We start from the raw sequence: 14172 nt of genomic DNA on the forward strand, positions 1-14172 counted from the left end.
CATCAGAAAGAAAAGCAAAAAAGTCTCACTTCTCTTAGGACGTCAGACTTTAGCAGCAATCTCATCGTCCGAGTTTTAGCACTATACAACGTAAAGAAAGTCATTTGCTCTCTTAGCTATTTTATGAAAAGCCTTAATCCGACAATTCCTGTTTTACACATTGGCGTCTTTCGACGTTTCTGCGCAATAGCTTGTGTTTGTATAGGAGCCTCACCTAACAAGGTTATATGTTATTTTTCAATCCAATATGAATGGTACCCTTCCTCGAATAAAGATACAACCAATTCTCTGTTATTTTTATTTTTCTTTAACTTTTCTTAAAGAATTTAGATATTTCGAATATTTTCTGCTCTATAAAGAAAAAACAACCAAAATAATCATCCAAACAAAGGAACGGCATCGATAAAGGACGTTATTAAAAAAACGATCATTTTAAAAAAGCAGTCCTTTTTCTAGGTGCTGAAAAAGGACTGCTTGCTTGATTTTGGTCTATCGATTGAAAGTTTTCTTGATTTATCAATCCACTGGTCGATTGGTTTGCCGTTCTTGCGCTGCTTTTCGTAACTGCTTCTGCGCTTTTTTAGATCCCCGTTCAATATCTCGAGTAAACTTGCGCTGCGCAAACTCAACGAATAGCTGATCAAGATCATAACCTGCGGGATAGAGCACCTCTCGCTTTGTGAGGAGTTGCAAGCGACGTGCGGCAACAACAAAAAATTGTTTCTCTATTGAAATTTTCGCTTGTCCTTGTTCCAAATACTCATAAAAAAGTCCGCGCTGGTTATGCTTTGTTGAAAAGACCAAGTCTCCTTTTTGAAAAATAAGATCTATCTTGGCTTCTTGTTGAGGGGGTTGTTTCTTCCCCTTTTCAAAAGGCTGCTTCTCAAAAGAATAGGTTTTATGCTTTAAATATTCCTTGGCCGTCTGGACTACGTCAACGGGGATCGCCATCTTCTCGGCAATCCAAAACGCATTACTATCACCGACTGCATTCGTCAGCAAGCGATATTTTGGTGTCAAGGTTTTGGCATCAAAAGCCATTGCCGCTGTTTCGAAATCTTGATGATCGACGGCAAACTGCTTGATTTCACCATAATGCGTTGTTGCGATCATTAAAGCTCCTGAGCGATAGATGGATTCCATGATGACGATCGCCAAAGCAGCCCCTTCATTGGGCTCAGTACCGCTGCCGATTTCATCCAATAAAACAATACTGTGTCGGGTAGCATTCTTCATAATCTGAGCAATGTTCGACATGTGTCCAGAGAAGGTACTTAAAGAATTTTCCAGACTTTGTTGATCGCCAATATCCATCCAAAGACTTTTTAAAAACGGAACAGTGCTTTTGCCATTGTGTGCTGGAAATAAGCCATAATGAGCCATGGCGCAAACAAGTCCAACGGTTTTTAAGACGACGGTCTTGCCTCCAGCATTTGGACCCGTGATGACCATGCAGCGGTTTTCTTCGCCAAGTTTTAAAGAAAGAGGAACCGCATCACTCCCCAGCAAAGGATGACGGACGTGATCAAAAAGCAAAACTTCTTCCTCAGTCATAGTTATCGCCTGCCCATTGATTTCTCGACAATATTTTCCCCGAGCAAAAATAATATCCAGCACAACTAAAATGTCAAGACAGGCAAACACGGCGTTCATTTGTTCGGCGATCGCCCCTGTCAACTCTGACAACACTTGGTATTGAGCGGCTGTTTCTTCTGCTTGCGCCAAGATCAATCGATCATTTAAACGGGCAGCTGCCTCAGGTTCAATAAAGACAGTCGCTCGTTTATTGGAACGTTCGATGATCGTTCCGTTAAATTGCTGTTGAAATTCAGCACGCACAGGTAACGTATATCGGTCGTTCTTTTTGATGACACGATTTTCTTGTAAATAGCGACTTTCCTTAAAAAACTTTGCAAAAACTTTTTTCAGATCAGCTTCATATTTTTCGATCGTACCGCGAATTTTCCGCAATTCTCGGCTGGCATTACTATCAACCTGACCATTGCGAATCTTTTGGAAAATCATTTCGGCGATTTCAGAAAAGTCTTCTAAACCTTGTGCATATTGATGTAATCTTGGGGCAATCGATTGATTCTTTTCGAACAATTGACGGATGATTCGAAAAGACCGTAAAAAGTCTCCATATTCGATAAGCTCCTGTGGTTCCAAAACAAACCCTTTTTCAATTTTCTCCGTATGGTGTAAGACATGCTGCAGCCCCATAAAAGGCACTTGACGACCAGCGGCTAATAGCGCCATCGCTTCAGTGGTCTCTGTCACTCGTTTTTGGGCAGAGTGGATCGTCGCTGCTGGTTTTTCATTCGCAAAGCGCGCCTTGCCGTAATCGCTGATTATTTTTTTACTTACTTGTTCTTTAATTTGTTCAAATTCAGTTGCTTGAGGTATCTTCATGAGTTATCCTTTCTTGTGCCTGAGGATTCCGATCAGATCCCCGTCCAAAAAAGTGTACAAAAAAAGCGATAGTTTCCCATCACCTGATTCATCAATAACGATTTTTATCGGTATCTACAGGCACAACAAATAAACAGTCTAGTTTTTGCTTATTTGTTTTAATTGGCTGATTAGATACCTACGACACTCATCAATATACCTCTTTCTTTTTTGAACGAGTTTTTTTCATTGTAATATAGAAGCTGTCCTTCTGTCAACTGCACCCAAACTGCCCTTACAAAAAGAAAAAACGCTCAGCAGCTCCTAGAAGCCCCTGAGACGTTTTTTGATTTTAAATGATGCAAGGCGCTTACGAGCGAATCAGGTGATCAAAGGCACCTAATGCCGCAGTCGCACCTGAACCCATTGAAGTGATGATCTGTTTGTATACACTATCGGTACAATCCCCTGCTGCAAAGACCCCTTCAATATTGGTTGCGCCGTGTTTGTCTACGACGATCTCATTGCGTTCGTTTAAAACGATGCGATCTTTTAACCATTCGGTATTCGGCATCAAGCCAATCAGGATGAAGACACCCTCAACAGCTAATGTGAATTCGCCATTCGTTTCTCGATCAACGTAGGTCAATTGTTCGACATGATCGGATCCAGCAATTTCCTTCGTTGCCGCATTCGTAATAACAGTCACATTTTCTAACGTGTTCAAACGGTTTTGTAGCACAAGGTCCGCTTTTAGTTCCGGTAAAAATTCAAGAACATAGACGTGTTTTGCCATGCCAGCTAAATCGATCGCTGCTTCGATCCCAGAGTTTCCGCCGCCAATGACAGCAACCTCTTTCCCAGCAAATAACGGACCGTCACAATGTGGGCAATAGGCAACACCTTTATTTTTGAATTCTTTTTCTCCTGGAACATTGATGTTACGCCAGCGAGCGCCAGTTGCTAAAATGGCCGTTTTGGTTTTTAATACTGCACCATTTTCTAATTCAACTTCGATGACATCATTGCGACGAATATCTTTCGCACGCTGCCCTTTCATCACGTCCACATTGTATTCGTTGATGTGCTCTTCTACCTGACGCATTAATTTTGGTCCTTCGGTATAAGGAGTACCGATCATGTTTTCGATCCCAAGGGTTTCCATTACTTGTCCACCCATTGTTTCGACGACCATCCCAGTATTGATGCCTTTACGCGCTGCATAAATCGCTGCGCTTCCGCCTGCAGGTCCGCCACCGACAACTAACACATCGAAAAGCTCTTTTTCAGCAAAGTCATCTTTACTCGTCGGACCAGCTGCTTTTTCCAACAACTGTTCGATCGTTTGACGGCCGCTTGCAAATTCTTCACCGTCTAAAAAGACGGTTGGCACAGCCATAATTTTTTTCTTGTCAATTTCTTCTTTGAACATCCCACCTTCGATCATGGTGTGACTGATGGAAGGATTTAGCACTGCCATGATATTTAACGCTTGAACAACATCAGGACAGTTATGGCAGGTCAAACTGACATAGGTTTCAAAATGTAATGGCTTATCGATCGCTTTGATGCGCTTTTGAAGTGCTTCGTCAATTTTCGGCGGACGACCGCTTACTTGAAGCAACGCTAAAATAAACGAAGTGAACTCATGTCCTAACGGTAAACCAGCAAAAGCGATGCCGCTTTCTTCACCGGGACGATTGATCGAAAAGCTTGGTGTCCGTTCACTTGCTACAGCTTGGATAGTGATTTTTGGCGACATTTCTGCGATTTCTTCTAAGAATTCACGTACTTTTGTGGAAGAATCATCCTCACCTAAAGTTGCCGCAAAAACAACCTCTGATTCTAGCATCGCGAGATACTGCGTCAGTTGGTCTTTGATTGCCTTATCTAATGCCATGAGAGCCTCCTAAATCTTGCCTACAAGGTCTAAGCTTGGCGTTAAAGTTTCTTCGCCTTCTTTCCATTTTGCAGGACATACTTCACCTGGATGAGTACGGACATATTGTGCAGCACGGATTTTATCGATCAAGCCACTAGCATCACGACCGATACCGTCCGCATTGATCTCAACTGTTTGGACTACGCCATCTGGATCAATGATGAATGTTCCACGTTGAGACAACCCAGAAGCTTCATCTAGTACATCAAAGATCTCTGAGATCACATGAGAAGGATCTGCAATCATGATATATTCGATTTTATTGATGGCATCAGAATGATCATGCCATGCTTTATGAGTGTAATGAGTATCTGTTGATACAGAATAAACTTCTGCGCCTAATTCTTTTAATGATGCATATTGATCTTGCAAATCTTCAAGCTCTGTCGGACAAACAAATGAGAAATCTGCAGGGTAAAAACAAACAACGTTCCATTTTCCTTTAAAATCTTCTGATGAAACATCGATAAATTTTCCATTGTGGTAAGCTTTCGCTTCGAATGAACCAATCTCTTTTCCAATTAATGACATATCATTTCCTCCAATTAGAATAATTATTTGAGAATAATCTCTATTAATTATTAGTATATCTAACTATAAAAAGCAATAGTTTATTCAGAAATAGTCAAAAAAAATGTTATCCTCCTCAGAAATGAGCATATTTATTTCCTATCCAATACAAATAGAGTATAGTTGTAAGTTTGACTAATCGTTTCCATTTTAATTCCCTACTTGTTAGATTCTCAATTACACCTCTCATTCTCAATTAAATAAAAAAGATTGCCTCTTCCTATGATTCCTCACCAAGTAAAGTGAGCCATAGAAAAAGGCAATTTTTTATTTAGTAATTAAATAGTTGAACAATCCACTGATCGTTCGATCCCTCAATGTAATCCGCTTACCGTCTAAAAAAACTTCTTCGACTGGGTAATGGTCTTGAAAAGGTGGAACTTCCAAGTATTGACTTGCGAGAAAGCGCTCCGGAGATTCGACTGTTGCTATTTCTTTGCTGCCATTTTTCAGATAATGAATTTCTAACATATTCATTGCCTCTTTTCTTGTATTCTGAACTTTTTAAAAGCATTGAGAGAACCATATTTCTCGCTGTTTTTTTCTGATTGGTTCAGTTACAAGGCGTATTATAATCTTCCTTTTTTTAAAAGTAAAGAAAGCACTCTCGATTGAAGTGTCTCTTATTTTTTAGCTTTCGTATGTCCGATAAAGTAGTCCTCTAAGACACCACCAATAACAAAAATGACCCAAGAGTAAGCCCATGCATGAAACATGAAGGACCAAAGCATGTAAACGACCAAAATCACTGGCCAGTATACTGTTCGAAAAAAGGTAACTCTACCAGCGGATTCGCCATATTTATGACGTGTTGCTCGATCCCCCGGATGGTCTTCGTCGCGAATAAAATACGTCTCAGTTGCCAGCTTCGCAAAGCCTGTACGGATAATACTTACATAAATAATAAAGAACACACCTGCTGCAACCGTCAAGAAAAACAAGGAAATCCCAAATTCAACAGAATAATAAAACAATTCACTTAAAAGTACAGGCGCAATTGATAAAATACAGGCACCAATTCCTAAAACAAGACCAATACGAAAACTTTTTTCATAATTTGCGAGTTGCTGAGCGGCTTCTCGTTTGGCATCCCTTTTTATTGGACGATCATCCAACTGTTTACGAGCACCGGAAAAGTGCAAGCTGCTAGAGATAATAAAACCGACCCCGATGGCGATAAAAAGAAACATCACCATTATTCCAAAGGTCTCAGCATATATACTAACAAAGAGCATCAAGGCTGCTAGGGATGCGATACAAAAACCGATTCCTATAGATAACGAGAAAGCAAAGTGTCGCACAGTTCCCCAATAATCAAACGCATCGTCTTCTGTGATGGCATCGGACCAATCATCAATCGGCGCTTCTTCTTTTGAAACATTTAACTCTTGCAACAGCTCATCTACGGAACCAAACTCACTGATTACTGCACCGATGGCTTCATGCTCGCTTTTCCCTTGGTGAATCAGTTCTAAGTAGTGGTCTTCCATAATCGCTAAGAGGTCTTCTTTCGCCTTTTTGGTTTCCGGTGTGATGGGTACTGATAAAAATAAGCTGTCTAGATAGTCATGAATGGTTTTCATTTGTCTCCTCCTTGTAAGAACTGGTCAACGACGATCTTTGTCTGCTGCCACTCCAATAGTTTCTCCGTAAGGCTTGCTCTTCCGTCTGCAGTTATCTGGTAATACGTCCGCTTTTTGCCATGCGTCACTTCTCCAGGATATGAGCGGATCAATCCTTGTTTTTCTAACCGAGTAAAAGCGGAATACAACGTCGTTTCTTTAATCACATATAAAGCATCTGTTCCTTCGCGAATACGCTTGGATATTTCATATCCATAAGAATCTTCATTGGAAAGAATGGATAAAATGATTGCGTCGTTATAGCCGCGAATTCCGTCACTCGAGATCACGCAATCGCCTCCTAAATTACTTCATCTGTCGTACTAATTATAAAACAATTACTACGACAGGTAAAGTAAAGCAGGGAAAGTTATCAAAAATCAGTCGTAGGTCTTAGAAAATAGGAAAATAAAAAGGGACACGCATTCTCAGTAAACTGATACGCGTGTCCTAATTACTTGATTGCTTTTCTCACCTATTTATTCAACGGCTGGTTTGACATCGTCCATCATTAGTTGGATCGACTCCAAGCCTGAACCTGCTAAATACCAAACCGCAGCATCCAATTCAATGACTTGATCGTTTTGCCCAGCATTTGTTTCTTGGACGATTTCATTTGCAACAAATTCACTTTCACTTTCATTGCCGCCGATCGCTTTTGTCCGGTCGATCACGAAAATGATTTCAGGATTTTTTTCAAGCAAGTACTCATAAGAAATACTTTGTCCATGTGTCGACGCCTCTAATTCCTCATCTACTGCAGGGAAACCAAACGTATCATACAAGATACTGTAACGAGAACCTGGCCCAAAAGCAGAAAGATTGCCTTCATTTACCATAACAACCAAGGCTTTCTCGTCAGCATTTTGCGCTTGCTCCTTCAAGGTATCGATCTGACCTTGTAACGATGCTAGTTGTTCTTGCGCTTCCTCTTCCTTACCAAAAATTTGACCAATGGTCGTAATGTTGGCTTCGATCGATGCCCAAGTATCACTATTGTCAACGCTTAAGAAAACGGTTGGCGCGATTGCAGAAAATTCCTCTTGGAAATCACGTTGTCGCCCAGAAATAATGATTAGGTCTGGCTGCAGTTGATTGATTTTTTCTAAATCAGGCTCTTTGATTCCCCCTGCTGATTCAACATCTGCATACGCTGATAAATAATCTGGTAAATTGCTGGTCGCAGCAGCAACGATTCGATCCCCAAGGCCAAGCGCATCCATCGTGTCTAAGGCGCTATTGTCAAAAACCACCACTTTTTCTGGTGCATAAGGAACAGTAACGGTTCCATTGCTATCAGTGATTTCAACCTCTGTCGGTGTCTGTTCACTCTGAGCAGTTTGGCTTTGCTGTGTCCCTGTCGATTCGATTGTACCAGTATTATTTGATCCGCATGCGGTCAACCCCGCTAATACGAAAATACTCATAAAGCTTACTACAATTTTTTTCATTTTTTTCCTCCTTAGAAATACATTTTATTGGAAGGTATAGCAAAATTGCCGACCATCCACTTGTACCAGTTTGATTGGAATCTCATATAATGATGCTAACACTTGCTCCTGGATCACAGCCTCAGTGTCGGCCGCTTTAAAAATCTGACCGTCTTTCATGGCAACGATGTGATCGGCGTAGCGAGCGGCAAAATTAATGTCGTGCAAAACGATCACAACGGTTTTCTGATAGTCTTCCACCAAGGTGGTCAATAGCTTCATCAGCTGGTTGGCGTGCTTCAAATCTAGATTGTTTAACGGTTCGTCCAACAGCAGATAATCTGTATCTTGAGCCAAGATCATCGCCAAGTAAACTCGTTGTAGCTGACCACCAGAAAGCTCATGAATCGATTGATCGGCGTATTCGGTAAGGGATAGCTTAGCTAAAGAATCATCAATGATCCTATCATCCGCTGCCGATTGTCGCCCGCGGTTATAAGGATAGCGACCAAATGCCACCAGTTCTCTTACAGTCAGATTGACTGCATAGCGATTGCTTTGTTGCAAAAAAGCCATTTTTTTGGCTAGCTCTTTGGATTTCCATTGGCGAATCTCAGTTCCATCTAAATAAATATCACCAGTTCTCTGGTCCAGCATCCGACTGACCAAGGAGAGTAAGGTGCTTTTTCCCGCACCATTTGGCCCGATAAAGGCAATCATTTTCTGTTCAGGTAATGCTAAAGAACACTCGGTCAACACCTGTGTTTTCGCATAATTTTTGGATACGTTTTTTGTTTCGATCATGATTTTTTCCTTTCCAGCAGCAATTTGCTTATAAAGAAGACGCCACCTAATAATTGAATCACTGTACCAATGGTCGTTTGCCATTGAAACACTTGTTCCACTAAGAACTGCCCTCCTACTAACAGGAGAAAACCAATCAGGCTGCCACCCGCAAACAACCACCCATGGCGATAGGTGGGAAAAAGCTGATAGGTGATCGTTGCCACTACAAAGCCGAGAAAAACAGCTGGACCTACGAGTGCCGTAGCGGTACCTGTCAGAAGCGCAATCAAAAATAAAATACCTCTATGAAGCCATTGAACAGGAACGCCTAGACTTTTGGCTTGCCCGCTTCCTAAATGTAATAGATTCAATTCTGGAATCAACAGAATCAGGCAGCTACTACCGATCAAAATGATCACAGCAGCAATTAAGAGATGTTGCGTATTGATATTGCCAAAGCTAGCAAATAAGCGTCCTTGCAGTAAATCATATTCATTCGGGTCCATCAAAACTTGCAAAAACGTGCTCAGACTACTGAACATCGTGCCGCATACCATTCCAGCCATCAACAACAAAAACAATCCGTTGACGGCTTTTTGATAGAAAAAACCGATCAATAAACTTCCTAGAATGGCAGTCAGACTGACAGAGAATAAAAACATCGCTGCTGTTTCTTGGCTTAGCATCTGGATCCCGCCAATAAAAAAGAAACACAGGGTCTGAACCAGGACATATAGTTGATCCAAGCCTAAGATTCCTGGTGTTAAATAGCGATTGCTCGTAACAGTCTGTAAGGTGATCGTACTAAAGGAAATTGCGATTGCCACCAGAGCAAAGGCGAAGATCCGACGGCCCCGCAATGCAAAAGCAAATGACCAATTACCATAGGTGTTATAGGTCAGATAGGCAGTAGCGGCACAAAGGATCAGAAAGAACAAAAGAAAGAGTTTTTTCTTCATTGAAACTTCCTCCCCAGCAGCAAAATCAAGAAGCAGCAACCACCTAGTACACCGGCAACCACACTTACGGGCATCTCATACGGAGCAATCACGATGCGTGCCAATACATCACATAAAAGTAAAAATGCACTTCCAGCAAAGCTGATCAACAGTAGATTATTCTTCAAATGATCCCCAAACACCATGCCGATCATATTTGGGATAACGATCCCCAGAAAAGGGATTTGTCCAACGGTCAATAAAACGACACTACTGGCAAACGCCACCAGAGCGAACACAGCAAAGCGTAAATACAGATAATTGATCCCCAGACTCTTGGCGGCACTTTCTCCTAAACCAGCAATCGTGATCTCATAAGCTAGGAAATACAACAGACCGAATACTGGAATCGTCAAATACAAAAGTTCATACTGGCCAGCCATAATGGTAGCGAAATTTCCTTGTAGCCAAGAAGAGACATTTTGAACCAATTGGAAACGGTAGGCCAAGAAGCTGCTAATGGCACCGATGATATTACCGAACATCACCCCGGTCAAAGGGAGCATCATTGGATCTTTCTTTGGTAGAAATTGGCTTAAAAATAAAAAGAACAAAACACCTGCATAAGCAAACACAAATGCTGCGGTTGTCCGAATCAAGTTAGAAGCATTTGGCAGAAAAAGCATGACTAGCAAAATTCCTAAACGAGCACTATCAGATAACCCGATCGACTCTGATGCCACAAATTTATTTTGCATCATATGCTGCATGATTTTCCCACATAAACTAATGATTCCACCTGCAATGATCAAACTGATCGTCCGTGGGAGCCTAACTTTTACCAAAACAAGCCAATGATTCGGATCACCCTGCTGTAAACCACTTAATGATAATTCATGGGTACCTACCAGTAAAGAACAGCCCACAAGAAGAATCAAGATCAGCAGTAATCCGATTTTTTTCAACATGCCCCGCCCCTTCCTTATTGAGAATGATTCTCACTCTCTTTAATAGGGTAACGTATTTCACTTAAAATCACAAGAAGTTTTTTAAAAAAATCCCTTTACCAACGCAATTTCAGTGAAAACGAATCTGCGAAGGCAAGGGATTATGTGATATTTTTCTCTAATAAAAGACTGGGAGCACGTCTTTTTTTCTCAACGGAGCCTATTTAATCGCTTAAATCAAATAAATACTTGAGAAGGCTAGATTCAACTTCTGAGTTTCATTCAATAACAAATCATTTACACGTTCATTCGTTTCAATCTGTTGAACCCTCTGTGTAGTTCACACATGCTCATCCCAAGCTGGGTGTAGCTTTTCAGATAAAGAGTACTGATGAGCTAACGTGTCCATCCAAGGAACATTCGTCTGCCGATAACAATCCTTTACCAAAAATCGTTCAGTCATAAAACGAGCATCGTCATATTTTTTACGAGTTTCTTCATCAAAAAGATAGCGATACCAGTTGACATCAAAGTTCAGCAGAACCTCACCTGGTTTTAATACGCGATACCTTTCATCGTGCCATCGCTATTTTCTCCAGAATAACATCAATTCACAAAAATAAACCTGCGATCATCGCAGGTTTATTAAGACTTACTATTTTACTTTAACAAGCCATCAAGGGCCAATTGATTCAAAAAGTGCAGTGGAAATGAGATGGTTGGATTGAAAAAGTAATCCATTGTTGCTAATTGGTGCAAGGTCGTCTTGCTATTGATCAAGGTTGAGATCGTATTGATGATCTCCAAACTTCCACGATCACTCGTAATGATTTGTCCCCCCATGATCACTTTCGTTTGCTGATCAAAAATCAGTTTTAACGTTACTTCAAAATCCTCATCTGTCGCGAAAAATGTCCGAGAATGAAATGTTTGCGTCACTGAATCTACTTCAAAGCCGTAATACGGTGCCTCGGTCTCATTAATACCTGAACTGCTGACGAAATAGCCAAACAATTTACTGACGACGGTCCGTTGCATTTTTGGAAAAGGAATTTTCGTTGTTCCCCGTTCATTAGCCAATAAATTGGTGGCAGCAACGATCCCGGTGCGGTAAGCATTCGTTACTAAAGGAATATACAAGGAGCTATCCGAATGATTAAATGGGATCGAAACAAGATCCCCAATTGCATAAATCGCTGGGTCAGACGTTTGCAAATACTCATTTGTCGATACCGTGCCATCCAGATTTAGTTTTAGAAAATCTTCTACTAACGCGACATTTGGACGTGGATTGACAGCATAAACGACCACGTCAGCTTGAATTTTCGTTCCATTTGACAGCTCAATTCCTTGATAATCGCCTTTCTCATTTTTGATCGTATGAGCGACATTGCTGTTAAGATAGATCTGCAAATTTTTAGGAAAGCGTTCCATCAAAATTTTGGCAATTTCATGATCAAAATAACGGAACAACAGCGTATCCATGCGATCGATCAAATGAACGGCTTTTTGTTGTCCGCTTAAAGATTCCGCTAATTCAAACCCGATCAGACCAGCGCCGACGATCGCAACGGTTTGGGCATTCTCGATTTTTTCTAATGCTTGCTTTGATTGACCAATGGTTTTGTAGGTCGTTATATGTGCTTCGACATCTGAAGCAAACTCCGAACGGAAAGTACTCGATCCCATCGCCAAAATCAAGCCATCATAACTCACTTCATCTTCTTGCTGATAAGATTCCGTTGATGTGACAAAATGAACCGTTTGTTCTTGCGGAAAGATTTTTGTGACTTCACTGTTTAGCATCACATTGATTCCTTCTGAAAGAAGTTCACTGGCAGTTGCCGTTTTGGAATCTTCCAAACGCTGAATGTAACCTTCCAGTACTAAATTCAAACTGCTGGCAACATAACCAAGAACGCTTGATTTTTCTATAATTATCACATCGACTTTTGGGTCAACTTTTTTTAAATGACGGGCAGCAGCAATTCCTGCATGAGAGCCTCCAATAATCACTATTCTCATATCTTTTCCAACTCGCTTTCAAGGTTCTCATTTCGTATTTCATCCACGATTTGATGAAGCCGCTCTTCTTCAAATGGGGTTGCACCACCTGTTAAAATCAATCGTTTTTTATAACGATAGCCTTCCGAGATCTCAGAATGATCAACGATCAATAGATCATAGTCCTTCTCCTTTGTCCCATCGAAGTGAATATTCGGATAGCCAGCCAATTCTTTGATCAAAAAGCGCCGTAAAAAGCCACTGCGTAATCGTGATTGAGTCAGCAAAATGCCTACTGTAAATGCTTTTTCCTGTTTTACTTGAATCCATTGACGGATCAAAAGCAATTCATTGGTCAAATGCTGCTTTTTCTCAAGAGAAAAGGACTGGTTTACGTTTTTCTCCAACTGTTCGATTGCTTGCTGTGCCACTTCGATCAAGCTCTCATTCGCAACACTTTGCGGCTGAAATTCAGCAAAGGCAATAATGCCGCCATGAATATACAACGCTTGGATCGTCACACTCGTCAAGAAGACGCGTAATTCCGTAGAAGTTTCTGTAGTCTTTCTTTCACTATCACCAATGGCCTGCAGCAGCTCCCCATTTAACGCATCGATCTCTTGGAAGAAAAGTGATTTTTGCAAGGAGTCATCCAGTGAAGGGCGAATCAAGCCTTCAGCTAATAAAAATAAATAGAAATATACCGTTTCATAATCGCTCCAGGATACGGCAAAACGACTGAGATAGCGCCCTAATATATTCCGCAAAAGCTGGAACATCGCTTCATTTTCCAATGACTTCAACAATGGATACGAGGCTTCATGCTGTTGCGAGCCGCGATAATCAAAACGGGCTTCCATAATGCCTAACCAAAGCCCGACTTTCCAACGCTCTGCTTGACTAAACGTTGTCTGCAACTGTTTTTCAATGACTCGAATCAAATTGTTGATGGCTGGGGCATTCAAGCGAGCGATCAATTCTTCATTGGGATAACTTTGTGAAAAAAACTGATAATAGAAAAAGCGAATCTGTTTTTCATCCCCAATCAATTTTTTATTTTTTAATTGGATGTCGAATTCTTTCAATAACTGATTGATCGCTTTGAATCGACGAAACAATGAAGCTTCACTCAACATCAGTTCTAACATCATTTTCGTCGTTGACTCATCTCGATGAAAAAACAAATACGACAATATCTGAAAATCGATTGCTTCTGAAAGATACGCATAAAAAAATTGCTTCAGGGAAAAATCAAGAGGCAATACCAATTGCACTTGATCATTTTCTGAATAGATCAAAGCTGCGTCTTCATGGAAAGCAGCTAAATTTTGATGAAGATTTTGAAGTTCTTTTTGCAAAGTGGGCGCGGAAATGGATAACGTTTTTGCAAGTTTTTTATAAGAGACTTCTGAGCCATTCTGAAAAAAAACAGCCAAAATTTGAAAATGTACCTGCTGATTTTTTTCAAGCAGCTGCATCACATTCATTCTTGAACCTCCTTCACCTTTCACATACTAATTTCCCAATTAATGAGTCGTTTGT

Annotated in this window: 12 protein-coding genes and 1 riboswitch; all 12 genes read right to left on the minus strand. The window is 40.8% G+C overall.

Annotated elements, in window-relative coordinates; genetic code table 11:
• Positions 1-53 precede the first annotated feature (53 nt).
• Positions 54-229, minus strand: a riboswitch (M-box (ykoK) riboswitch).
• Between the two features lie 287 nt (positions 230-516).
• Complete coding sequence (locus ACTW1R_RS09030; RefSeq protein ID WP_159161490.1) at positions 517-2412, minus strand: endonuclease MutS2; 1896 nt, start codon at positions 2410-2412, stop codon at positions 517-519.
• A 349-nt stretch (positions 2413-2761) separates the two neighbouring features.
• Positions 2762-4291, minus strand: a complete 1530-nt coding sequence (gene ahpF / locus ACTW1R_RS09035) for an alkyl hydroperoxide reductase subunit F (protein WP_015509798.1) — start codon at positions 4289-4291, stop codon at positions 2762-2764.
• Between the two features lie 9 nt (positions 4292-4300).
• Positions 4301-4864 carry an alkyl hydroperoxide reductase subunit C gene (gene ahpC, locus ACTW1R_RS09040; protein ID WP_005226227.1) on the minus strand — a complete coding sequence of 188 codons (564 nt, stop codon included), beginning with the start codon at positions 4862-4864 and terminating at the stop codon, positions 4301-4303.
• Between the two features lie 306 nt (positions 4865-5170).
• The gene (locus ACTW1R_RS09045; protein ID WP_270289944.1) at positions 5171-5374 is read right to left on the minus strand and encodes a hypothetical protein; all 204 of its coding nucleotides are present in this window, start codon (positions 5372-5374) and stop codon (positions 5171-5173) included.
• 152 nt (positions 5375-5526) lie between these two features.
• Positions 5527-6486, minus strand: a complete 960-nt coding sequence (locus ACTW1R_RS09050) for a permease prefix domain 1-containing protein (RefSeq protein ID WP_005226228.1) — start codon at positions 6484-6486, stop codon at positions 5527-5529.
• Positions 6483-6815: a PadR family transcriptional regulator gene (locus ACTW1R_RS09055; protein WP_005226229.1), complete on the minus strand. Its 333-nt coding sequence runs from the start codon at positions 6813-6815 to the stop codon at positions 6483-6485. The genes ACTW1R_RS09050 and ACTW1R_RS09055 overlap by 4 nt, the downstream gene beginning before the upstream one ends.
• Before the next feature lie 189 nt (positions 6816-7004).
• Positions 7005-7976, minus strand: a complete 972-nt coding sequence (locus tag ACTW1R_RS09060; RefSeq protein WP_489927263.1) for a siderophore ABC transporter substrate-binding protein — start codon at positions 7974-7976, stop codon at positions 7005-7007.
• Positions 7977-8000: 24 nt separating this feature from the next.
• Positions 8001-8759: an iron ABC transporter ATP-binding protein gene (locus ACTW1R_RS09065; protein ID WP_005226231.1), complete on the minus strand. Its 759-nt coding sequence runs from the start codon at positions 8757-8759 to the stop codon at positions 8001-8003.
• Complete coding sequence (locus ACTW1R_RS09070; RefSeq protein ID WP_005236195.1) at positions 8756-9700, minus strand: iron chelate uptake ABC transporter family permease subunit; 945 nt, start codon at positions 9698-9700, stop codon at positions 8756-8758. Before ACTW1R_RS09070 ends, ACTW1R_RS09065 begins: the two co-directional genes overlap by 4 nt.
• Complete coding sequence (locus tag ACTW1R_RS09075; RefSeq protein ID WP_074933634.1) at positions 9697-10647, minus strand: ABC transporter permease; 951 nt, start codon at positions 10645-10647, stop codon at positions 9697-9699. Before ACTW1R_RS09075 ends, ACTW1R_RS09070 begins: the two co-directional genes overlap by 4 nt.
• A 639-nt stretch (positions 10648-11286) precedes the next feature.
• On the minus strand, positions 11287-12651 hold the full coding sequence (locus ACTW1R_RS09080; RefSeq protein WP_005226235.1) for an FAD-dependent oxidoreductase: 1365 nt from the start codon (positions 12649-12651) through the stop codon (positions 11287-11289).
• Positions 12648-14117, minus strand: coding sequence for an AcpB/EbpR/MafR family transcriptional regulator (locus ACTW1R_RS09085; RefSeq protein ID WP_010748448.1), 1470 nt, complete (start codon positions 14115-14117; stop codon positions 12648-12650). Before ACTW1R_RS09085 ends, ACTW1R_RS09080 begins: the two co-directional genes overlap by 4 nt.
• Positions 14118-14172 lie beyond the last annotated feature (55 nt).

The sequence above is a fragment of the Enterococcus sp. R12 genome (genome assembly GCF_058135755.1).

What these genes read in the sequence shown, in the direction of transcription:
- ACTW1R_RS09045 (WP_270289944.1), bottom strand. Translation starts at nt 5,374, where the DNA reads ATGTTAGAAATTCATTATCTGAAAAATGGCAGCAAAGAAATAGCAACA.
- ACTW1R_RS09050 (WP_005226228.1), bottom strand. Translation starts at nt 6,486, where the DNA reads ATGAAAACCATTCATGACTATCTAGACAGCTTATTTTTATCAGTACCC.
- ACTW1R_RS09060 (WP_489927263.1), bottom strand. Translation starts at nt 7,976, where the DNA reads ATGAAAAAAATTGTAGTAAGCTTTATGAGTATTTTCGTATTAGCGGGG.
- ahpC (WP_005226227.1), bottom strand. Translation starts at nt 4,864, where the DNA reads ATGTCATTAATTGGAAAAGAGATTGGTTCATTCGAAGCGAAAGCTTAC.
- ACTW1R_RS09030 (WP_159161490.1), bottom strand. Translation starts at nt 2,412, where the DNA reads ATGAAGATACCTCAAGCAACTGAATTTGAACAAATTAAAGAACAAGTA.
- ahpF (WP_015509798.1), bottom strand. Translation starts at nt 4,291, where the DNA reads ATGGCATTAGATAAGGCAATCAAAGACCAACTGACGCAGTATCTCGCG.
- ACTW1R_RS09085 (WP_010748448.1), bottom strand. Translation starts at nt 14,117, where the DNA reads ATGAATGTGATGCAGCTGCTTGAAAAAAATCAGCAGGTACATTTTCAA.
- ACTW1R_RS09065 (WP_005226231.1), bottom strand. Translation starts at nt 8,759, where the DNA reads ATGATCGAAACAAAAAACGTATCCAAAAATTATGCGAAAACACAGGTG.
- ACTW1R_RS09070 (WP_005236195.1), bottom strand. Translation starts at nt 9,700, where the DNA reads ATGAAGAAAAAACTCTTTCTTTTGTTCTTTCTGATCCTTTGTGCCGCT.
- ACTW1R_RS09075 (WP_074933634.1), bottom strand. Translation starts at nt 10,647, where the DNA reads ATGTTGAAAAAAATCGGATTACTGCTGATCTTGATTCTTCTTGTGGGC.
- ACTW1R_RS09080 (WP_005226235.1), bottom strand. Translation starts at nt 12,651, where the DNA reads ATGAGAATAGTGATTATTGGAGGCTCTCATGCAGGAATTGCTGCTGCC.